Consider the following 19,116-nt stretch of genomic DNA (forward strand, 5'->3'; position numbering starts at 1 on the left):
GATCGCCTCCTCGGCGCAGGGTGTTTTTGAATGTTGTTCTTAAACGCAGATCTTATGGGGTGCGTCGTTTTTCGCAAGGCTGCGCGCGGCGCCTTTTTCGCACAAGACGCGAAAAAGGCTTCTTTGTAAAGAGCGCGCCAAAGTCAAAAGCAAAACCTTGGGAGAGGAATCTCCCAAACGCTCTCTTTTTTTTCAACGGTAAAAACGACTCATTCCAGACTGGGTGCGGTTTCATCTTGGATCGCGCCGCCGCGTCAGCGCCGTCACCATCTCCCGACCGCCGCGTTCAGCCTCCGCTCCCAATCCGCTTGCCACAACGCGCTGATCAACGCCGCCCCATGGGTGCCGGTCGCGGCCACCGCGTCCAGATTCTCCAACGTGATCCCCCCAATGGCCACAATCGGCAAACGGGTCGCCTCGACCATCCTCTTGAGGGTCTCGACCCCCTGAACCGCGTGGGTGTCGGATTTGGTGGCGGTCGGAAAGATCGGTCCGAAGCCGATGTAATCGACTCCGAGCGCCTCGGCCTGGCGAATCTCTGCCAGGGTGTGGGTGGACAGACCGATGATCCGCCCGGTGCCGAGCGCGTTCCGACAGGTCTCCACCGGCGTATCTCCCTGTCCGACATGCACCCCGTCGGCATCCAACGGCAGGACCCAGGCCAGTCGGTCGTTGAGAATCACTTTTGTTTCAGGGGCGTGGTCACGCAGCACCTTGAGCCAGCCGGTCATGAAGACACGGGCCGACGCCTCCTCGCCCTTGGCGCGCAGTTGCACCATCGGAATGGCCAGTGCGTGGATGAGACGGGCCACCGCCTCGGGCGGCATGGAGGCGGGCGCGATCCTTTCGAGCCGGTCGGCATCCAGAATCGGCAGAATGCCGGCGGGGATCGCGGGATGGCTCATCGATCCGCCAGGAATTCGTCGTCAATGGTGTCCGAATCGCCCAGATTGAGCGAAACCAGGCGGCGCAGATGGCTGAAACACTCGATGTCCATCTCCTGGAAACGGATCGCCACCCCGCGTCCGGGTTGGGCATGGATCACCGCGCCCTTGAACGGCAGGGAGATGGTGCCCAGAATCAGGGTGCCGGAGAGGATCGTGCCAAGGGCCGGGAGGGGATCCTCCCCGTGGAACAGCAGACCGCGCAGGCTGATGTTGCCGAAGGCGCCGCGATGGATGCGGCCCTCCTCGTCGCGCAGCACCAGTTCGTCTTCGAAATCCACGCGGGAGTTGGCGCGACGGTCGCGCGGCCCTCCCGAGGATTTGGAACGCACGGCCATGGGGTCAATCCAGGGTGTTCAGGACATCCCGGGTCTCCTCCCGGGACAGGCGCGCCCCGTGCCGGGTCACCAGGCGGGCCGAGGCGCGACAGGCGAGCCGTCCGGCCCGCTCCGGGGAAAAACCGTGGGTGATGCCGTAAAGCAGGGCGCCGGCGAAAAGATCCCCCGCGCCGTTGGCGTCGATGGCCTGGACCGGCATGCCGGGGATGAGGGTGTCGCGTCCATCCAGACGGACCACCGCGCCTTGGGCGCCGAGGGTCAGTCCGAAGGCCGGGGCGCGTCGGGCGAGGGCCGCCTTGGCCACCTCCAGATCGTCGCTCCTGGCGTAACGGAGCGCCTCGGTGTGATTGCAGAAGATCAGATCCACTCCGGATCCCATGATCTCCTCCAGGCCGGCCCCGAAGTAGTCGATCATGCTGGCGTCCGAGAAGGTCAGGGCGATCTTCACCCCGTGTTCGCGCGCCAGGGAGACCGCTTCGCAGGCGGCATGGCGGGCGCTCGGCGAGGTGACCAGATACCCCTCCACGTAGAGCCACTCCGAGGCGGCCAGCTCCTCGGGGGCCAGATCTTCCGCGGAGAAGAACTCGGAGATCCCCAGATGGGTACACATGGTCCGTTCCGCATCCGGGGTGATCAGCACCAGACATTGGCCGGTGGTACCGGTTCCGGGACGCTTCTCGAGATCGTTGGCGACCCCGTTGGCGCGCATGTCGCTGGTGAAAAAGAGGCCGTTCTCGTCGGATGCCACGCGGCTGGCGTGAAAGGCGTTGCCGCCGAGTTGCGCCACGCCGATCAGGGTGTTGGCCGAAGAGCCGCCGCAGGCGCGGTGGCGCGGCGCATCGCCGAGCAGGGCCAGAAGCTCCGCGCGGCGCGCTTCGTCGATCAGGGTCATGGAGCCCTTGGTCAGGCCGGCCTGTTTCAGGAAGTCGTCCGTGACCCGGATTTCCGTATCCACCAGGGCGTGACCGATGCCGTAAACGTGGTGGCGTTTCATGGTGCGTTTATCCTTTCGCGGGGTGGGAACAGGACCGTGCATGGCGGTCCGGAGCCAGGGGGGTGTCGATCAGCCGGGCCAGCAGCGGGGCGTGCAACGCGCCGTTGGTGGCCAGGACCGAACGGACCATGGGGTTGACCTGATTGTAGAGAAAGGGAGCGCCGCTTTTGTGGGTCACCGTGCCGCCCGCTTCGTGGACCAGCAGGTCGCCGGCGCAGAAGTCCCATTCGTTTTTCGGCGACAGGGTGAAGGTCATGTCGAAGCGGCCCGAGGCGACCAGGGCAAGCTTGTAGGCGATCGATCCCATGGTCTGGATGTGCCATTCGCTTAAAAAAAGCTCCCAATCGCCGCGCGCGGTCTCCGAACGGCTCGCCAGGCACGAGGCGCCGGCCAGATCGCGCCGGTCGGTGACCCGGATCGGTTGGTCGTTGAGTCGGCACCCCTTGCCGGCCAGGGCGGTGAAGGTTTCGTTCGAGGCCGGATTGTGGATGCAGGCCGCCACCGGTCGTCCGTCCTCGACCAGGGCCAGGGAGAGGGCGAATTGGGGCAGACCGGCGATGAACTCCTTGGTGCCGTCGATGGGATCGACCACGAAGATCGAACGCCGCTCCAGCCGGTCCGGGTGATCGACGGTCTCCTCGGAGAGCCAGCCGCAGTGGGGGTGGCTGCCGAGCAGTCGTTCGCGCAGCAGGGTATCCGCCTCCAGATCGGCCTTGGTCAAGGGGTTGTCATGCCCCTTTTCCCGCACCTCGGCGCTGGCCGAGACGGTTTGACCGAGGCGGAAATAGCGCATGATCGCGTCTCCGGCTTCGTGGGCGGCCCGGATCATGATGGCCAGGGAGTCGGAAAGATCGGGTGGCGTGGCGTTGGACATGGGTCGAGGGTCGCGGTCTGCCTGGGAGCGGGAGTTTCGACGATTCACGATTATCGCTCCACAGAATAGGCCATCGGCGCTCCGTTGTCCATGATCGCCACCCGCCTGTCGGACAGGAGCACCCTGGCCCGGTGCATCCCCGGTCCGTCTCACGCCTTGAAGAAGCCGATCACCTCCTCCAGACGATCCGCGAACCCGCGCAGCGACTCGGAATCCCGTGCCATGTTCTGGGATGCCGCCGAGTTGCGGTGGCTGATCTCCACCTGCTCCTTCAGCGAGGCCAACACCCGGTCGGCGTGTCCGGCCTGTTCCGATCCGGAGGCGATGATCTCCTGGACCAGTCCGGCGGTCTTGCGGATGTTCGGCAACAGGTCGTGGAGCATCACCCCGGCCTGCTCGGCGATGCTCTGACTGCTGGCGGAGAGTTCGATGATCTCGCCCGCCGCTCCCTGACTCCGTTCCGCCAGCTTGCGCACCTCGGCGGCCACCACCGCGAACCCCTTGCCATGTTCGCCGGCCCGTGCCGCCTCGATGGCCGCGTTCAGGGCCAGCAGGTTGGTCTGACGGGAGATCTCCTCGATGATGGAGATCTTGTCCGCGATCTCGCGCATGGCTTGAACCGCGCGTGCCACCGCCTCTCCGGTCTTTTCGGCGTCGTTGGCGACACGGGTGGCGATGCGTCCGGTTTCGGAGGCGTTGTCGGTGTTGCGCCGGGTGGTGGCGGCGATCTCGTTCATGGCCTGGAAGGTTTCGGACAGACCGTGATCCTGGGCCTGGCCGCCGGCGGAGATGAACTCGGCATTGTGGGAAAACTCCCCTCCTTTTTCCACCAGGCTCGAGGAGATGTCGCGTATTTCGACGATGGTTTCCTTGAGTTGTCTGGCCATGGCTTGCAGCGAGGCCAGGGCGCCGGTACGACAGGCCTGGTGCCTGGCGTCGGTCACGTCCAGATGGCCGCTGGCCACCCGCATGGCCACCTCCTGGATGATCAGGGGGTCGCAGCCGAGCTGGGCGTTGATCAGTCGGGTGATCGCGAAGGTGACCGCTCCCAACAGAAGCATCACCACCAGGGTCACGGTGCCGATCTCGCGCAGCCGCTTGGCGAGCGCGGCATCCACGTCGTCGATGTAGATGCCCGAACCGATGATCCAGCCCCACGGTTCGAACCCCTTGACGTAGGAGATTTTGGGAACCGGCTCCTGTTGGCCGGGTCGCGGCCACAGATAGGGAACGAATCCCGCTCCCTGGGCACGGGTCACCTTCACCATCTCCATGAACAGGGCGGTTCCCTTCGGATCCTTGAAGTTGGAGAGATCCTTGCCGTCCAATTCCGGCTTGAAGGGGTGCATCACCATGTTGGGATGGAAATCGTTGATCCAGAAGTAATCCTTCTCGTTGAAGCGGAGTTTTTTCACCGCTTCTCGAGCTGCGGCGCGGGCCGCTTCCGGGGTCAGGGTTCCCTTGTTGCCCAGGTCGTGATAGTAAACCAGCAGGGAGTGGGCGCTCTCCACCAGGTTGCGGGTCTTGGCGTAACGGTCTTCGAGCATCATGACGCGCTCGTCGTGGTAGATGATGGCGCTGATGGTGAGAATGCCGCCCAGCGCGATGATCGCCAGGAGCCAGATCTGGGTTTGCAATTTGATTTTTTTGAGAATATTCATCTTTCTACCCCCCTCCTTGGTTCAAGATGGATTCGGTTGCAAACTTGGCAAGTTTCAGGATCATAATTTCTAGTGATTGGCATGTCAATTATTAACAATGATTTATTTTATCCATTTATATTATGTGTTTACTGGAAAGGTTGCCAGAAAGGAGAAGAGTGAAGGGGATGAAACCGGTTTTTCAGGGGCTGCCGCCCGGCTTGTGTCGTCGGGTGGGCGGGGGGATCGAGGCCGGGCTTTTGGCCGGGGAGGTCGGGGTCGAGGCCGGGGAGCGGGTGGCGGAATTGGGGTGCGGCTGCGGCGAGGTGGCGGTGCGTCTGGCCCTTGCCCACCCCGGCATCCGGGTGGATGGCCTGGAGATTCAACCGGAACTCTGCATTGAGGCGCGGCATCTGGTCGAGCGGCATGCGCTCACGGAACGGGTGCGGGTGGTGGAAGGGGATGTGCGTGCCTCGCCGCCGGACATGGTGCCGGGTGGCTACGACCGGGTGGTGTGCAATCCCCCCTTTTTCGCCCTTGGCGCGGGTCGGCTCCCCCCGGAGCGGTCGCGGGCCATGGCCCGATTCGAACAGACGGGGGGCTTGGGGGATTTTCTGCGCTGTGGGGCGCTGCTGCTGCGCGCCGGCGGGGTGATGACGCTGATGCACCGCCCCGAGCGGCTGGTGGAGTTGCTGACCGGAGGGGTGGCGCGGGGACTCAATCCGGAACGGCTGGTGCCGGTCCACGCGGATCCGGCTCGGGAGGCGATTCTGGTGCTGGTGGGGCTGCGCAAGGGTGGAAGCGGGGGGCTGGTGGTGGCCCCGTCCCGTCTGGTGGAGAAGGGGGTACGGGGTGCGGCGGGATGACCGCGACACGACGCATGACCGTCAGCCGTGCCGACCCTCGCGCCGCTTGGTCCCCATGTCCGCCAGCAGAAACGCCCGCACCGTCTCTTTCAACTGCGGGTCGGTGATCGGCGCGCACAACCGTTCCGCCCGTTCCAACTCCTCGGGCAGGGGGGGCTCCCGTGGCGGGGGAGGCTTGCTCCGTGGCGCCGGGGTGAACTTGAGGGACTCCTGCTTGAAGCGGAATTTTTTCAGTGTTCCGGCGGGGAGTTGCTCCTGGAAGCGAAGCAGAATGTCCGGAGCGAGGAAATTCAACTCGCTCAGCCAGGCCGAGGAGTCCACCCGCACGGTCAACTCCCCGTTCATCAACCGTACCGGCTCGGTATGCCGCGCCAGTTGCGGACCCACCAGCTGGCGCCAGAGCCGCGCCAACTGGGTGGCCTTGCCGCGCGGGTGATCGAGCAGCCGTCCGGCCACCGCCTGGACCAGCCCGGCCAGGGGACCGGATGCGGTCGGCCCGTCGTCCGGCTCGGACACCCGGGTCACCAGGAGGCGGCAAGCGGACGCGTGCCACCCGGGGTGGAGGCGCGCACCACGTCGGGAAGCGGAAAGAGGTCGTCGATGCCGGTCAACCCCTGCCCGAACCAGGCGTCCAGATCCTCGGCCCAGGCCACCGGCATCTCGGCCAGGTACTCCTCGTCCTCGCTGGGGAAGTGCCAATCCAGGCTCTCGCCCGATTCGAACTCCAGATCCAACGGATCGGCTACCTCGGGAATCGCGAAGGTTTCGATCGTCTCTTCGAGAGCGCCGTTCCATGAGGCTGCCCCCCGTTCACCGGAAGCGCCGCTGGGGTGTGACGCCGTGGCGGCGGTCGGGGCCGGGTCGGATGCCGGAACGGGAATGTGGGCGAGCATTCCGTCCAGCGTATCGGCCTGCCGCTCGATGATCGCCGGATCGGGATTGTTTTCCAGCGCCAGGCACAGAGTTTGGATCTCCTCGGCCAGGGTCGCGCGCAGGGAGCTTTCGAGGCGGTTGCCGTAACGCAGGGTGAATTCACGGGTGCGGTGCAACACGTTGTCGGCCCGTTTCAACGCCTGAATCAGCCGGCGCCGGCGGGCATCCTCCTCGGCATGGCGTTCGGCCTCGCGGATCATGCGGGCGATCTGGGCCTCGGACAACCCGCCGGATGCCTTGACGTGAATCGATTGCTCCCGCCCCGTGGCCAGATCGATGGCCGACACCCTGGCCATGCCATCGGCATCGATCTCGAAGGAGACCTCGATGCGCGGCACGCCCCGTTGCGCGGGCGGAATGCCGGTCAGGGTGAACTCTCCCAACAGATGGTTGGCCCCGAACAGCCCACGCTCCCCCTGGGCCACCCGCACGGTGGCGAACTGCTGACCGTCCATGCCGGTGGAGAAGGTGCGGGCGACACGACACGGGATCGTGGTGTTGCGCGGGATCAGCACGCCGAACAGGCCCCCCTTGGTTTCGATCCCCAGGGAGAGCGGCGTCACATCCAACAGAACCACATCCTGAAGCGCTCCGGCCAGGATGCCGGCCTGGATGGCCGCCCCCTCGGCGACGATCAGATCCGGATCCACGCCAGCGATCGGCTCCATGCCGAAGAAGTTGGCCACGGTCTGACGGATCTTCGGCATGCGGGTCATGCCACCGGCCAGGATCACCGCGTCGATGCCATCCACCCCGACGCCGGCCTCCTTGAGCGCGATCACGCAGGGCACGATGGTGCGCTGGATCAATCCTTCCACCAGCTCTTCGAGCCTGGCGCGGGTCAGGGTGGTGCTCAGATGCCGGGGGGTGTTCTCCTCGGCGCGCAGAAAGGGGAGATGGATCTCGGTGGTCAATTCGGTGGAGAGTTCGATGCGCGCCGTCTCGGCGGCCTCCTTGAGACGTTGGGCGTTCTCCTTGTCGGCGCGCGGGTCGAAGCCGAGTTGCTCCAGGCAGATTCCGGCCAGATGGTCGATCACGCACCGATCGAAATCCTCCCCGCCCAGGAAGGTGTCGCCGTTGGTCGCCCGGACCTGGAACACCCCGGAACCGATGGTGAGGATGGAGATGTCGAAGGTGCCGCCGCCCAGATCGAAGACCGCGATGGTCCGACCCTCGCACCCCTCCAGTCCGTGGGCCAGGGCTGCGGCGGTCGGTTCGTGGATGATGCGTACCACCTCGAGTCCGGCGATCCGGCCCGCGTCGCGGGTGGCCTGGCGCTGCGCCTCGTTGAAGTAGGCCGGGACCGTGATCACCGCCCGCGCGACCGGTTCCCCGAGTTGCTCCTCGGCGATCTGTTTCAACCGTTGCAGCACGATCGCCGCGATCTCGGCGGGGGCCTTGGTTTCGCCATGGACCTCCACCCCGGCATCGCCGTTTTCCAGCGCCACGACCCGATAGGGCAGGCGTTCCATCTCGCGCTGGATCAGGGGATCGGAAAAACGCCGTCCCATCAGCCGTTTGATCGCCGACAGGGTGTTCTCCGGATTGACCAGCATCTGCCGTTTGGCGCTCTGTCCGACCCGGCGCGCGCCGTTGGCCGCGAAGGCCACCAGGGAAGGGATGGTGCGTTCCCCCTCCGGGTTGCTCAACACCCGAACCGCGCCACTCTCCAGCACGGCCACGCAGGAGTTGGTGGTTCCCAGATCGATGCCGATGATCCTTGACATGCCGATTCGTCCTTCGTGGTCACACGCTCTTGCCGCCACGGCGTTGTTCGATGGAACTGCCGGATTTTCAATCGACAATGGATTGCAGCAACGGTGCCAAGTTGTTTTGGTCGTGGATTCAACGGATTGTGAACGGGTGTCAATTCGGGGAAAGAACCCGCCAGCCGCGCGCTTTCCTTGAGATGCATGAAGATCCATGGGCATACTGGTCGTGCGTGAGATTGACGGGAGATCTCATGATTTCAAGAACAACGGCGATCCCCTATCTTTCGGCATGAGGCGTTGAGCGTGATGGATGATCCCTTGAGGCAGCGCATAGCCGTGAAGAAGGGGCGTTTGGACGCCTTGCGACCCTTGTCCTCCGAGGTGTTGGCGCATCTGCGGAAATTTCACGACGTGGAGTTGACCTACACCTCCAACGCTTTGGAGGGGAACACCCTGACCCATCGCGAAACCGCGGAGGTGATCGAGCACGGCATCACCGCGGGTGGAAAGTCGTTGCGAGAGCACCTGGAAGCCGTGGACCATTACGACGCCTTGACGTGGATGCGTACGCTGTGGACTCGGGTACAGCCTTGAATGAAACGCTGGTTTGTGAACGGCATCGGCGCATCGTGGCGCGCAGTCAGCCGGAGGTTGCGGGATTCTACAGCGATCATCCGCGCCGCATTGCCGGTTCGGCGGTGATTTTTTCCAATCCCGTGAGGATCCCGGCGTTGATGAAGGCGTTCGGGCTGTGGCTGGAACGGGTCGAATCCTCACCCGAAGCGGCGTTCGCCAGCCATCTGCGACTCACCGCGATCCATCCTCGGAATCGAACTCATGACTGTAAGGCATGCTTTCTCCTGGAAACCATAAATATAATTAAATATCGATGCAAAAAATATCATCAGAGCTGTCGTGTGTCAATTAGGCATGGATTCATCGGCGGGGGATTGTCGGGGAAGGATACGGCCATGGCTCCGGGTTGAAAGCCAGGTTGTTGCGATCCGAAGTCAATGGTTCTGATGGTGCTGCGATGGGTCGGATCCTTCACCGGTTTGGCGTCGCGTGTCACGGTGGGGATGTCTGCGTCGGGGAAGGCGGGCGTTCAGCACGGTCCATGCGGGAGGAAGATCAAGATCTCGGTGCTGTTTTCGTTCGGGGTGCGCATGCGGATCGTGCCGCGATGGGCCTCCACGATCAGACGGGCCGCATAGGTGCCCAGACCCGTGCCATGGGATTTGCCATGCGTGACGTACTTCTCGAAGAATCGGGAACGGATTTCCGGCGGTACGGCGCCCGGATTGTGGATGCTCAAATGCAGCCCCTTTGAATCGATGCGCAGTGTCACCTGGATGAGGCCGCCGAAGGGTGCAGCTTCCAAGGCGTTGGTCAAAAGGTTGTCCAGCACGCTCTGGATCAGGGTGCGCTCCCCGCGCGGCGCGGGGGCAGCGGGAGCGAGGTCGGCGTGGACCTCCAGTCGGGTCTTCTGGGAACCGAGTTGCCTGTCGTTTCTCTGCCGCCACCCGTCGATCATCGCCGCCAGGTCCAGTGTCGCGCACTCCAGATGCAGGGCGCCCTGTTCGAGGGCGATGAATCGGGAGTGCGAGGCGATGATCTCCAGCGCGCGGCGTCCGGATTTCTGGGAGAGGGAGAGAAGCATCCGCCGTTCCGGATCCTGTTCCATCATCTGGAGCAGATCGATGGTGTTGTAGAGATTGCCGATCTGGCCGCGCAGATCGTGCATGATCATGCCCAGGGCCCGCTCCCGTGAGAATTCGAGGTGCTTTTCGGTGGTCACGTTGCGATGGACGATCAACAGGTGCCTGTTCCCTTCCCACGCGCAGGGGCGGACGCTCACCTCGAACCAGCGGTGTTCCGTGGGGGCGTGGCAGGAGTAGCAGACCGAGGGGGAGGGCTCTTGCGCCCGCGCCTCGAGATGGTCGCGCAATTGATGGAGCAGCCGTTCGGCCTCCCAGAGCTGGTCGTTCTCCTGGCAGGCCCGTGCGCAGATCTCGAGGTAATTGGCGCCCAGATAGTCGCCCACGCCGCCGTTGAGCGCGGAAAAGGCGCGCCAGGCAGGGTTGACCGCGACGATGATGCCGTCGGGGTCGAGCAGGGCCCAGTGGACGCCCGTGAGGGATTCGACGATCTCTTGAAGGGGATTGACGACCATCCTGGGGACGAAATCAACCATGAAAAGTCTCGCCTCCCTCATCGATCCGGTACAGGCGCAGTTTGTTGTGCAGGGACTGGCGGGTGATCTCCAGCAGTTCGGCGGCGCGGGCCTTGTTGCCCCCCGCCTGGCGCAGCGCCTGGGCGATGAGGTCGATCTCCAGCCGCTTGCGTTGTTCGGGGAGCGACAAGGTATCGGCAACGCGCGCGCAGGCCCCGCTGGTGGATGGCCGCGTTTCCAGGAGTGCGGAGGAGCAGTGCGCCGGGGTGATCCACTCCTCGTCCGGGGTGAGGGCCACCAGACGCTCCACCTCGTGCTCCAGTTGGCGCACATTGCCGGGCCAGGGGTGGGACTCGAACAGGGCCACCAGCTCCGGTGAGAAGCCGCGCGGACGCTTCTTGAAGCGCGTGCTCACCTGGTCGAGGAACAACAGCATCAACGGCAGGATCTCCTCGCGGCGCTCGCGCAGGGGTGGGAGATGGATGTCGATGGAAAACAGCCGGAAAAACAGATCCTCGCGGAAACGTCCCCCCCGCACCTCTTCGCGCAGATCCTTGCCCGAGGCGCTGATCAGCCGGAAATCATACCGATGCACCTTGCTCCCACCCAGCCGTACCCCTTCCATCTCCTGGATGGCGCGCAGGAAGCGCGGTTGAATCGACACGGGCATGTCGCCGATCTCATCCAGAAAGAGCGTGCCGCCGGCGGCCTCCTCGAAACGGCCCATGCGGCTCGCGGTGGCGCCGGTGAAGGCCCCTTTCTCGTGACCGAAGAACTCGCTTTCCATGAGATTTTCCGGGATCGCCGAGCAGTTGACCGCCACGAAGGGTCGGGTGCGCGCGGCGCCACCCCGTTCGTGGATCAACCGTGCGATCACCTCCTTGCCGGTGCCGCTCTCCCCGGAGACGAAGACGTTGACCGGCAACGGACCGATCTGGTTCACCAGGGCGAAGATCCGACGCATGGCCGGGCTTTCGGCGACGTAGCGCTCCTCGCCGAGAAGCGGGTCGGCGGCGCGGGCCATTTCCGCATGCATGCCGCGGGTGATCTCCACGATCTCTTCGGTCACGGCGTTGTGTTCGATGGAGAGAGCCAGATATTTGACCAGTTGGTGCAACAGCGTTTCATCCGCCGGGGAGAAACCGGGTTCTTCCTGCTTGTTGAGCAGTTCCACGGCGCCGATGGCATAGTTTCCGGCCAGGCTCATGATCGGCACGCAGAGCAGATTGCGGGTGGTGTAGTCGGTCTGTCGGTCGGCGATGGCGTGGAACCCTTCCCGTGACTCCAATCCCAACCGCATCACGGTGCGACCCGTGGAGATCGCCTCACCCACCACGCTGCCGCGCATCGGCGCGATGATCGCCTTTTCTTTCAGGCCGGTGCCGAATTTGAGCCAGATCCGTTCGCTGCCCGAATCGACGATGAAGACGCTGCACCGTTCGGCTTGGGTGAGCGGAGGGAGGATCTCCACGAAAAAACGCATCAACGCCTCGAAGTCGTCCGGTCCCCAGGCGCGGTGAATCCGCTCCAGGAGCGACTTGAGGGTCTCCAGGCGTTGATTGATCTCCGTGGAACGGTGCATCGACTTTCCCGACGGCGTGAGAGACGGTGGCGCCAGCGCCACACGGCGCGGTTGCAAGGTCTGTTTCGTCACATCGAGAGGAAATGTTTACAAGAAAGTGACGGATCCGGGCACGGTTTCGCGTGGGACCGCCGAAAGATTCATCCCGCCGCGCGCCGTCGCAGGGTGCGACGCTGACGGCTGACCCCGCCGGGGGGAGGCGTGAAACGGGCCAGCAGTTGAAACACCTCGGCCACGGTTTCGGTGGGTAGATGCAGCTCCTGGGCGGTATGGCTGATTTCGGCGCCGGCCAGGGCCCGTTCGATGACCCGGCGCATGTCGGTGGGCAGGCGCGCCATGCCGGTGTCGGTGGGTGGACGGAGAATGAAAATCCGTCGCGCGCAGTTGGAATCCTGACAGAGATAGCGTTGCTTGCCGTTGGGCTGGACCCCGTATTTGACCACGTTCAAACCGTGACAATCGGGACAGCGCACATCCATGACCGCCATGGTGTCGTTCCTTCGTGGGGGTTGATTGTATTAACGAAAATCGTGACAAGGCCGGGTTCCGGCCACCGGTTCCGAACAAGCGGATGGCGATTAACGTAAAGCCAGAAACGTGCCATGATTTTCGGTTGTGAATGCGTGGGATTGTCTGTTAGATTCGGACCTGAGGATGGGCAGCTTTTGCCGGATTCTTACGGCCTGGGCCGGAAAAAGTTGCCTTCTCCCTGACCTCCCAAACGAGGTCGATCGGGATCGGGGCGGGCGTGTTCCCACCCCGCGGAGATGTCAGTCAGGATCGGCGATCAGCCTGAGAGCCGATTGGGGAATCGATACATCATGGCCTCGGACAAGAAAAAACGGCATCTTGCCATTCTGGCGCCCATGGGCAAGAGTTTCGAGAAGCTGTGGCGCACCGAAAAACGGTTGATGTCCGCCTTTCGGGGTGGATTGGAGAAATGGTCGTTCGGTTTGAATCTGGGGAGTCTGCACGAGGTTTATCAACGCGCGGAGCTTGCGCGTCTGATCAAGCGGCGCGCGGACAAACGCCGGCGTCGTCCGATGCCGGATTCGGGTTGAGGATGCCGGAAAGGCAAGCAAAGGAGGAACAGGTCATGATGCCACCGCCCATCCGGGATCTGAGCCATCGGATCTTCCGCGAAACCACCCTGTTCCGCGCGCTCTCCGATGTGCAGGTGCAACGGGTGCAACGCACCATGCGGCAGATCCATCTGGAGGAGAACGAGGCCCTGTTTCATGCCCAGGAACCGGCGGATCGCTTTTTCATCATCCTGAGAGGGCGGGTGAAGCTCTTTCATCTGGCGGTCAACGGCGCGGAAAAGGTGCTGCGTATCATGGGGCCCGGGGATGCCATCGCCCTGGCGGTGATGTTCATGGAGCAGCCGGGCTACCCGGTTTTCGCCACGGCGCTTACCGCCTGCGATGCGCTTGCATTTGACAACAAAACCTTCCTGACCATCCTGCGTGAGTCTCCGGATACCTGTTTCCGGATGATGGCCGAGATGAGCAAGCGTCTCCACGGTCAACTCACCGAGATTCGCACCTTGAGCCTGCAGAGCGCGCCGGTGCGCCTGGCGCGCTATCTTCTGACCAACAAGAGTCCGGGAACCGGACCGGTCGGGGGGATGGTACGCCTGGATGCCTCCAAGCGGGTGATCGCTTCGCGGTTGTCGATCCAACCCGAGACCTTTTCGCGCATTCTGTCCCGCTTGAGCAAACTCGGACTGATCGAGGTCAAGGGACGGGTGATCCAGATCCTCGACCAGACCGCGTTGGAAAGTTTCATCGACGAGGAGCAGCAGGGACAGGGGCAGGACAAGAGCCCGGCGTGAGTGTACGGGTTTGCTTGGATCGGGTGTGACCACGTTCAGGTCGCCGTGTTGACGGCGACCTGTGTTTGTTTTTACCCATGGACCTCCCTTCGGGAGGGGTAGGGGGTTCTCTCCCCATCATGCCAGTTACGGCAGGCGTGGATCGTTTCGAGGTGCGGAAAGAGCCTTCCATCCGATAGGGTTGGAAAGAGGTTGGCGCAATCAATCCCGGCTTACCGGCAGGGGACGTACCGGGGGTTCGACCTCGACCGGTCGGCGCGGGACGCTGGGGATCACGGCGGCGGGCTCCCTGGGTGCTTCGGGCGGCGCGGCGGATGCGACCGGCTTGGGCGCGGCGGGCGGCGCGGCGGATGCGACCGGCTTGGGCGCGGCGGACGGCGCGGCGGATACGACCGGCTTGGGCGCGGCGGGCGGCGCGGCGGATGCGACCGGCTTGGGCGCGGCGGCGGATTGCGGCGCCAGGGTCGGCAGGGGCGCCTTGACCGGATCCGGAGCCGGCATGTGGATCACCAGATGGGTCGGCTGGCTGATGATCGGCAAGGTGGGCGGAATCACCATCGGACGTCCGACAAAGGCCCCGGTATCCTGATAGTCGAAGAAGGAACGGGCCGTATCCGGGTAGTAGATGTGCCTGGAACCGCTGGCGCTGCTCTTTTCCGGCTTCTTGACGCCGGTTTTGTCCACGGAGGCGTTGCCGGCCTCGGCGCTGACGCTCCAGAGGACGAAAACAGCCGCGCCAAACCCGATCGCGAGAGTCGGGAGTTGCGCTGGGCGGGGGAGGTTCCTGGGGTTCATGGCGCGATTCCTCGGTTTTCTTGAATCATCCACGCCCGACGACGAGAATCGCTGTTCTGGCCGTCGGGCGCAAAGCATTTGTTAACGTGCATGATGGGGGGAGAACCCTCTCACCCTCCGTACCATGGACCTCCCTTCGGGCGTTCCATGGTAAAGCAACGGATGCGTCGTCGCTCGGGGCTTATTTTCTGGGTTCGCCATACGCCGCGCTCACCGGGGTCACCACCTGCAGGCCGGGACTCGGCACCGCGTAGTAGGCGACCGGCGCGGTCTCCATGCGCACCACCGGTTGCACCTGAGCCTGGGTCTGATTGGTGGTCGCCAGGGGCGAGACCGAGGAGTAGATCATGCCGCCGGAACCGAAGGCCGGGCTGTTGGCCGGGGGCAGGTTCACGGCGTGGGCCGGGATCACATACGGGCGGGGCGCGCCGGAGTCCGACGAGGAGGCCATGGGATAGCCATGATCGCGGGAGGAGCCGTGAAAGGCGGTGATCACCGCCAGCCAGCCCGCGGAGACCACCGCGGCCACGGCAGTGGTGGTCGGTTCGGCCTTGGCCGGCGCGGGGAGCGCGAGCAGGATCGCGGCGAGGGTGGCCGTGCCGAGCAGCGACGGTTTGTGAAGGCGGGGGGTGATGTGGGTCTTCATGAGGCTCTTCCCTTATGGATGAATGACGAGTGTCGTGGGTTGAATCACGAGCAAGGCGTGTTTCGGGATCGCCGCGTTCACCGCAAGGGGCGATTGGTCACGGGGATCGTGGCGGCGGGTTTGTGCGCCTCGGACGGCTGGAGGGCCGGCACCAGACGCAAGGTCTGGAACCATCCGCCCGTCTCCTCGCCGGGCTCCAGGAGCACCGGTTGCCGCAGATGATCGACCGGGGTGAAATAGTCCCACTTCCCCTGGCTGGAGGGATCCCTCTGCCACCAGTAGTCCGAGGGGTGGGCATAGCGTCCGGGACGGACGTGGATCGAGATCGTATCCCCCGGCTGGTGCGGCACGATCAGTTCGCCGGCCAGGGCGTTGCCCCCATTCAGTGCGAGCAGCAGGGCGGCCACGGGTGGTATGAACTTAGGCATGGGTTGCGTCACTCCTTGTCCGGCGTTTCACGACGCCTCTGATCCAGAATCCTTGATCCAAGGTCTTTTTCCATCCGGCGCAACGTTCTGGTTGCTCCAGAGTTTCGCCAGGCGCGCATCCGCACCATGGAACTCCCGAAGGGAGGTTCATGGTGTGGGGGGCTCCCCCCATCCTGCAAGTTACTTCGGCGGCAGATCGTCTCCGGGCGCCTGGGACTTCCTGGGAGCCTTGGCGACCGGTTTTTTCGCCTTCTTGACCGCCTTCTTGGCCGGTTTTTTGGCCGGTGCGGCCTTCTTGGCCTCGGGCTTGGGCTTCTCCTCGACCACCGGGGCCGGTTTGACCTCCGGAGCCGGTTTGGCTTCGGCCACCGGTTGGGATTGCGGAACCTGGAAGCCCACTTTCGGCGGTTGGATCACGAACGAGGGCTGCTCCACCGTGATCGGAGCCTGATGCATGATCACCGGCGGTTGCGGAATGGCCACCGGCGGATTTCCGACCCATACCGGCGGCTGGTTGACCACGATCGAGGGGCGTTCGATGGTGATCGGCGCCTGACGCACCACCGTGGAGCCGGCGGGATGGCCGAGGGCATCGGTGGCGGGGGTGAGCGACGGAGCCGGACTGGTCACGGTGGTGCCGTTGGGGGCGACCACCGGGGCATTGGCGTAGGCGCTCGCCGCGCCGGCGGGCATGGGGCTCTGCCAGGGCGAACCGGGAGGGAGCGTGACCGGAGGGGTGTGAACCACCACCGCGGCGGGCATTTCGTAGGTGGTCAGAGGCGCCTGGGTGGGGTCCACGGTATGTCCGCAGGCCGCGGCCAGGGGAGCGACGGCAGCGATCAGCAGCCATTGTCCACCGTTTTTCCCGACATGGGTGAGCAATCCCTTCATGAGTTCATCTCCCTCGCCCATCCCGGGCGAAATGCATTGGATCTCTTAGGATACGAAAGATGGTGTCGTGAAAATCATCCGTCGCTGGAAGGTGTATCGGACGTTCGGGGGGGGCGGATAAGGGATTCTTTCAAGGAATGTCGCGGGTTAGGCGTTATCGTGAGTGTCTGGGATAGGCGAGGTGGAGAAACAGGAATCCGGACACCCCGGCAAAGAAGAGCACCGGGGCCCAGGCGGCCAGGATCGGGGGGAGGCGTCCGCCGAGTCCGAAGGCGGTGGACAGATCGACGAGCACGAACATGAGGAAACCCAGCAGGGTGCCGAGCAGGGAGGAGCGCAGGGCGCCACCCGAGCGGGGCAGGCGCAGGGCGAAGGGGAAGGCAAGGGCGATGGCGGCCAGGTTGATGGCTGGCGCGGCCAGGCGTCGGTGCAGGATCATGCGGTGACGGGTGGCATCGTGACCATCCTGTTCCAGCCGGTCGATGGCCGGGATCAGTTCGATCACGGTGAGCATGTTCGGCGGAGGGGTGCTGGCGGAGAGGCGTTGCGGGTCCAGGGAGACCTGCCAGGGACGTGCCTCGAAGGCCTGGACCTCGACCGTGGGGAGGAACCGGTAGTCGAGTCCTTCGTGGAGCTTCCAGCCCTGGCCGTCGAAGGTGGCGCGGCTGGCTTCCAGGCGGGCGGCGAGGCGGTGTTCGGCGTCGAAGGTGAAGGCGGTGACACCGTGCAGGGTGATCCGATCCGGGTCGAACTTCTGGAGGTGGATGATGTGTCCGCCGTCGCGCAGCCACAGGTCGCCGCTCTTGGAGGGCGGGGCGATGAGCCGGTCCACGATGTGATCTTCGATTTTCTGGGCGAGGGCATTGGTGCGGGGGACGATCTGGGCGGTCAGCAGTCCGTGGAACAGGGCGACGATCAGACCTCCGGTCAGCAGGGGAGCGAGGATGCCGACCAGCGATACGCCGCTGGCGCGCATGACGGTGATTTCGTTGTCGCGGGTCAGGCGGGCCACGCCCATGAGGGTGGCCAGAAGCAGCATCGAGGGGGTGAGCATGCCCAGATAGTTGGGCAGCCGGCTTAAGATCAGCAGGGCGAGATCCAGGGTGTTGAAGTTGGGTTTGGGGGTGTAGCGTCGGATCCCCTCGATGCCGTCGATGAGCAGGAACAGGCCGACGAAGACCCCGAGGGTCTTCAAGAAGCCGGTCAGAAAGAAGCTCAGCAGATGGCGGAAGAGAATGGGCATGCGGGTCACCGGGTCATCGAGCCGTGCGGATCGGGTGGGGCGGGGTCGGGGCCGGGCGCGACGCCACCGGGCCAGCGCCAATCCGGGGCGAGACGTCCCTGGGCGCCGAAGTGGAAGGCCCAGGCGGTGAGCGTGACCATGATGAGGTTGGGCAGCCACAGACCGATCAGGGGAGTGGTGAATTTCCGGGTGGCCAGGGCCTCTCCGGAGGCCAGCAGCAGGAAGTGGAGAATCAGGATCAGCAGCGCGGCGGCGAATCCGAAGCTTTTGCCGGTGCGGTGGGACTGACGCACCCCCAACGGCAGGGCGAGCGCACCCATGATGAGGGTGGCCGCCGGAAAGGCCAGGCGGCGATGCCACTCCAGGAGCGCGGCGTGGCGTTTTTCCGGCGTGCCATGGTCGAGCATGGCCAACAACTCATCCGGATCGAGTTCGTCCACGGACTCCTTCTGGTGGGCGGGCACCAGTCCCAGCACCACCTCCAGCCCGAGGTCGAAGCGGGTGAACTGCATGTGGCGGTAGTATCCGGCCTGGGTGACCCAGTGGCGGCTGCCATCCTCGAGAAAGAGTGCCGCCTTGTTGTCGGCGCGGGTGTGGGGATGGGCGCGACGCGCGGTGATGGTCACCACCTCTTTCGGGTTGCGCTGATCGTGGATCAGCACCCCCTCGAGGGTGCCGGAGATGGGATCCTGGCGTTCGACGTGCAGGGTCAGGCCGGGGATGTCGCGGTTGAAGGTGCGCGGTTGCAGGGTCAGGGCCGAGCTGGAGGTGAGCAGGGCCCGTTTGAGGGTGGTGAATTCGAAGAAGGCCCTGGGTACCCAGATCCAGTTGAGCAGCAGCGAGAGCACGGTGAACAGCAGCACCAGCAGTCCGACCGGGCGCAGCATTTGCCAGATGCTCACCCCGCTGGCCTTGATGATCACCAGTTCGCTGTCACGGGCCATGCGGTTGAGGGTCAAAAGAATGCCGGTCAGGAGCGCCATGGGCAGGGTTCCGACCATGAATTGCGGGATGGCCAGGAGGATCATTTGACGCAGCACCGAAAACGGCGCGCCCTTGTTGATCCAGACATCGGTGAGCAGCAGGATCTGCGGGAGCATGATCAGAAAGGTGAGCGTGCCCAGCGTGACCAGCGAGGTCGCGGCGCAATCTTGGAAAAGATGGCGGGAGAGGCGTTTCATGGGCGTGCGCGGGTGAGGGTCTTTGTGTTTTGCTCGTGCTTG

At 64.3% G+C, this 19,116-nt stretch carries 21 protein-coding genes; 4 read left to right on the top strand and 17 right to left on the bottom strand.

All coding sequences use genetic code 11. The features are described from left to right. Window positions 1-263 precede the first annotated feature (263 nt). From thiE to ACV4UY_RS04080, 5 genes are all read right to left on the bottom strand, one after another. The gene (gene thiE, locus ACV4UY_RS04060; RefSeq protein WP_491606370.1) at window positions 264-905 is read right to left on the bottom strand and encodes a thiamine phosphate synthase; all 642 of its coding nucleotides are present in this window, start codon (window positions 903-905) and stop codon (window positions 264-266) included. After that, window positions 902-1,282 carry a PilZ domain-containing protein gene (locus ACV4UY_RS04065; protein WP_420906665.1) on the bottom strand — a complete coding sequence of 127 codons (381 nt, stop codon included), beginning with the start codon at window positions 1,280-1,282 and terminating at the stop codon, window positions 902-904. Before ACV4UY_RS04065 ends, thiE begins: the two co-directional genes overlap by 4 nt. Window positions 1,283-1,286: 4 nt before the next feature. Beyond that, the gene (locus ACV4UY_RS04070) at window positions 1,287-2,276 is read right to left on the bottom strand and encodes an adenosine kinase (RefSeq protein ID WP_491606371.1); all 990 of its coding nucleotides are present in this window, start codon (window positions 2,274-2,276) and stop codon (window positions 1,287-1,289) included. A gap of 7 nt (window positions 2,277-2,283) precedes the next feature. After that, window positions 2,284-3,150: an inositol monophosphatase family protein gene (locus ACV4UY_RS04075; RefSeq protein ID WP_491606372.1), complete on the bottom strand. Its 867-nt coding sequence runs from the start codon at window positions 3,148-3,150 to the stop codon at window positions 2,284-2,286. 149 nt (window positions 3,151-3,299) lie between these two features. Further along, window positions 3,300-4,811 (bottom strand): methyl-accepting chemotaxis protein, encoded by a 1,512-nt coding sequence (locus ACV4UY_RS04080; RefSeq protein ID WP_491606373.1) that lies wholly within the window; start codon window positions 4,809-4,811, stop codon window positions 3,300-3,302. A 167-nt stretch (window positions 4,812-4,978) separates the two neighbouring features. On the opposite strand from ACV4UY_RS04080, the gene ACV4UY_RS04085 reads away from it, so the two are divergent. Further along, window positions 4,979-5,656, top strand: coding sequence for a tRNA1(Val) (adenine(37)-N6)-methyltransferase (locus ACV4UY_RS04085; RefSeq protein ID WP_491606374.1), 678 nt, complete (start codon window positions 4,979-4,981; stop codon window positions 5,654-5,656). 21 nt (window positions 5,657-5,677) lie between these two features. Here ACV4UY_RS04085 and ACV4UY_RS04090 read toward each other — a convergent pair whose 3' ends face one another. Further along, complete coding sequence (locus ACV4UY_RS04090; protein ID WP_491606375.1) at window positions 5,678-6,172, bottom strand: DciA family protein; 495 nt, start codon at window positions 6,170-6,172, stop codon at window positions 5,678-5,680. A 5-nt stretch (window positions 6,173-6,177) separates the two neighbouring features. Continuing rightward, the gene (dnaK, locus tag ACV4UY_RS04095) at window positions 6,178-8,316 is read right to left on the bottom strand and encodes a molecular chaperone DnaK (protein ID WP_491606376.1); all 2,139 of its coding nucleotides are present in this window, start codon (window positions 8,314-8,316) and stop codon (window positions 6,178-6,180) included. A 303-nt stretch (window positions 8,317-8,619) separates the two neighbouring features. Between dnaK and ACV4UY_RS04100 the strand changes: the two genes are divergently transcribed. Continuing rightward, on the top strand, window positions 8,620-8,895 hold the full coding sequence (locus tag ACV4UY_RS04100) for a hypothetical protein (RefSeq protein WP_491606377.1): 276 nt from the start codon (window positions 8,620-8,622) through the stop codon (window positions 8,893-8,895). 76 nt (window positions 8,896-8,971) lie between these two features. On the opposite strand, the gene ACV4UY_RS04105 is transcribed toward ACV4UY_RS04100, so the two are convergent. The 4 genes from ACV4UY_RS04105 to ACV4UY_RS04120 form a co-directional block, all read right to left on the bottom strand. Next, on the bottom strand, window positions 8,972-9,112 hold the full coding sequence (locus ACV4UY_RS04105) for a hypothetical protein (RefSeq protein ID WP_491606378.1): 141 nt from the start codon (window positions 9,110-9,112) through the stop codon (window positions 8,972-8,974). Between the two features lie 294 nt (window positions 9,113-9,406). Continuing rightward, window positions 9,407-10,495, bottom strand: a complete 1,089-nt coding sequence (locus ACV4UY_RS04110; protein WP_491606379.1) for a sensor histidine kinase — start codon at window positions 10,493-10,495, stop codon at window positions 9,407-9,409. Further along, entirely contained in the window at window positions 10,488-12,056 is a 1,569-nt protein-coding gene (locus ACV4UY_RS04115) for a sigma 54-interacting transcriptional regulator (protein WP_491606380.1), read from the bottom strand. The genes ACV4UY_RS04110 and ACV4UY_RS04115 overlap by 8 nt, the downstream gene beginning before the upstream one ends. Window positions 12,057-12,196: 140 nt before the next feature. Next, window positions 12,197-12,544, bottom strand: a complete 348-nt coding sequence (locus tag ACV4UY_RS04120; protein ID WP_491606381.1) for a transposase — start codon at window positions 12,542-12,544, stop codon at window positions 12,197-12,199. Window positions 12,545-12,877: 333 nt separating this feature from the next. Here ACV4UY_RS04120 and ACV4UY_RS04125 point away from each other — a divergent pair, with 333 nt between their 5' ends. Further along, the gene (locus ACV4UY_RS04125; protein ID WP_420906674.1) at window positions 12,878-13,117 is read left to right on the top strand and encodes a hypothetical protein; all 240 of its coding nucleotides are present in this window, start codon (window positions 12,878-12,880) and stop codon (window positions 13,115-13,117) included. 35 nt (window positions 13,118-13,152) lie between these two features. Next, window positions 13,153-13,890 carry a Crp/Fnr family transcriptional regulator gene (locus tag ACV4UY_RS04130; protein WP_491606382.1) on the top strand — a complete coding sequence of 246 codons (738 nt, stop codon included), beginning with the start codon at window positions 13,153-13,155 and terminating at the stop codon, window positions 13,888-13,890. A 201-nt stretch (window positions 13,891-14,091) separates the two neighbouring features. Here the strand turns inward: ACV4UY_RS04130 and ACV4UY_RS04135 are convergent, their stop codons facing one another. The 6 genes from ACV4UY_RS04135 to ACV4UY_RS04160 all read right to left on the bottom strand — a co-directional run bounded on the left by ACV4UY_RS04135 (window position 14,092) and on the right by ACV4UY_RS04160 (window position 19,074). Further along, window positions 14,092-14,685, bottom strand: a complete 594-nt coding sequence (locus tag ACV4UY_RS04135; RefSeq protein WP_491606383.1) for a hypothetical protein — start codon at window positions 14,683-14,685, stop codon at window positions 14,092-14,094. A gap of 181 nt (window positions 14,686-14,866) precedes the next feature. After that, entirely contained in the window at window positions 14,867-15,331 is a 465-nt protein-coding gene (locus ACV4UY_RS04140) for a hypothetical protein (protein WP_491606384.1), read from the bottom strand. A 77-nt stretch (window positions 15,332-15,408) separates the two neighbouring features. Next, window positions 15,409-15,759 (bottom strand): hypothetical protein, encoded by a 351-nt coding sequence (locus ACV4UY_RS04145; RefSeq protein WP_491606385.1) that lies wholly within the window; start codon window positions 15,757-15,759, stop codon window positions 15,409-15,411. A 180-nt stretch (window positions 15,760-15,939) separates the two neighbouring features. After that, window positions 15,940-16,650 carry a hypothetical protein gene (locus ACV4UY_RS04150; protein ID WP_491606386.1) on the bottom strand — a complete coding sequence of 237 codons (711 nt, stop codon included), beginning with the start codon at window positions 16,648-16,650 and terminating at the stop codon, window positions 15,940-15,942. A 154-nt stretch (window positions 16,651-16,804) separates the two neighbouring features. Further along, window positions 16,805-17,893 carry an LPS export ABC transporter permease LptG gene (gene lptG, locus ACV4UY_RS04155; protein WP_491606387.1) on the bottom strand — a complete coding sequence of 363 codons (1,089 nt, stop codon included), beginning with the start codon at window positions 17,891-17,893 and terminating at the stop codon, window positions 16,805-16,807. 5 nt (window positions 17,894-17,898) lie between these two features. Continuing rightward, window positions 17,899-19,074, bottom strand: coding sequence for an LptF/LptG family permease (locus tag ACV4UY_RS04160; protein WP_491606388.1), 1,176 nt, complete (start codon window positions 19,072-19,074; stop codon window positions 17,899-17,901). Window positions 19,075-19,116: the final 42 nt, after the last annotated feature.

The sequence above is a fragment of the Candidatus Magnetaquiglobus sp. genome (genome assembly GCF_058402785.1).

What these genes read in the sequence shown, in the direction of transcription:
- thiE (WP_491606370.1), bottom strand. Translation starts at nt 905, where the DNA reads ATGAGCCATCCCGCGATCCCCGCCGGCATTCTGCCGATTCTGGATGCC.
- ACV4UY_RS04065 (WP_420906665.1), bottom strand. Translation starts at nt 1,282, where the DNA reads ATGGCCGTGCGTTCCAAATCCTCGGGAGGGCCGCGCGACCGTCGCGCC.
- ACV4UY_RS04070 (WP_491606371.1), bottom strand. Translation starts at nt 2,276, where the DNA reads ATGAAACGCCACCACGTTTACGGCATCGGTCACGCCCTGGTGGATACG.
- ACV4UY_RS04075 (WP_491606372.1), bottom strand. Translation starts at nt 3,150, where the DNA reads ATGTCCAACGCCACGCCACCCGATCTTTCCGACTCCCTGGCCATCATG.
- ACV4UY_RS04080 (WP_491606373.1), bottom strand. Translation starts at nt 4,811, where the DNA reads ATGAATATTCTCAAAAAAATCAAATTGCAAACCCAGATCTGGCTCCTG.
- ACV4UY_RS04085 (WP_491606374.1), top strand. Translation starts at nt 4,979, where the DNA reads ATGAAACCGGTTTTTCAGGGGCTGCCGCCCGGCTTGTGTCGTCGGGTG.
- dnaK (WP_491606376.1), bottom strand. Translation starts at nt 8,316, where the DNA reads ATGTCAAGGATCATCGGCATCGATCTGGGAACCACCAACTCCTGCGTG.
- ACV4UY_RS04110 (WP_491606379.1), bottom strand. Translation starts at nt 10,495, where the DNA reads ATGGTTGATTTCGTCCCCAGGATGGTCGTCAATCCCCTTCAAGAGATC.
- ACV4UY_RS04115 (WP_491606380.1), bottom strand. Translation starts at nt 12,056, where the DNA reads ATGCACCGTTCCACGGAGATCAATCAACGCCTGGAGACCCTCAAGTCG.
- ACV4UY_RS04120 (WP_491606381.1), bottom strand. Translation starts at nt 12,544, where the DNA reads ATGGCGGTCATGGATGTGCGCTGTCCCGATTGTCACGGTTTGAACGTG.
- ACV4UY_RS04125 (WP_420906674.1), top strand. Translation starts at nt 12,878, where the DNA reads ATGGCCTCGGACAAGAAAAAACGGCATCTTGCCATTCTGGCGCCCATG.
- ACV4UY_RS04130 (WP_491606382.1), top strand. Translation starts at nt 13,153, where the DNA reads ATGATGCCACCGCCCATCCGGGATCTGAGCCATCGGATCTTCCGCGAA.
- ACV4UY_RS04135 (WP_491606383.1), bottom strand. Translation starts at nt 14,685, where the DNA reads ATGAACCCCAGGAACCTCCCCCGCCCAGCGCAACTCCCGACTCTCGCG.
- ACV4UY_RS04140 (WP_491606384.1), bottom strand. Translation starts at nt 15,331, where the DNA reads ATGAAGACCCACATCACCCCCCGCCTTCACAAACCGTCGCTGCTCGGC.
- ACV4UY_RS04145 (WP_491606385.1), bottom strand. Translation starts at nt 15,759, where the DNA reads ATGCCTAAGTTCATACCACCCGTGGCCGCCCTGCTGCTCGCACTGAAT.
- ACV4UY_RS04150 (WP_491606386.1), bottom strand. Translation starts at nt 16,650, where the DNA reads ATGAAGGGATTGCTCACCCATGTCGGGAAAAACGGTGGACAATGGCTG.
- lptG (WP_491606387.1), bottom strand. Translation starts at nt 17,893, where the DNA reads ATGCCCATTCTCTTCCGCCATCTGCTGAGCTTCTTTCTGACCGGCTTC.
- ACV4UY_RS04160 (WP_491606388.1), bottom strand. Translation starts at nt 19,074, where the DNA reads ATGAAACGCCTCTCCCGCCATCTTTTCCAAGATTGCGCCGCGACCTCG.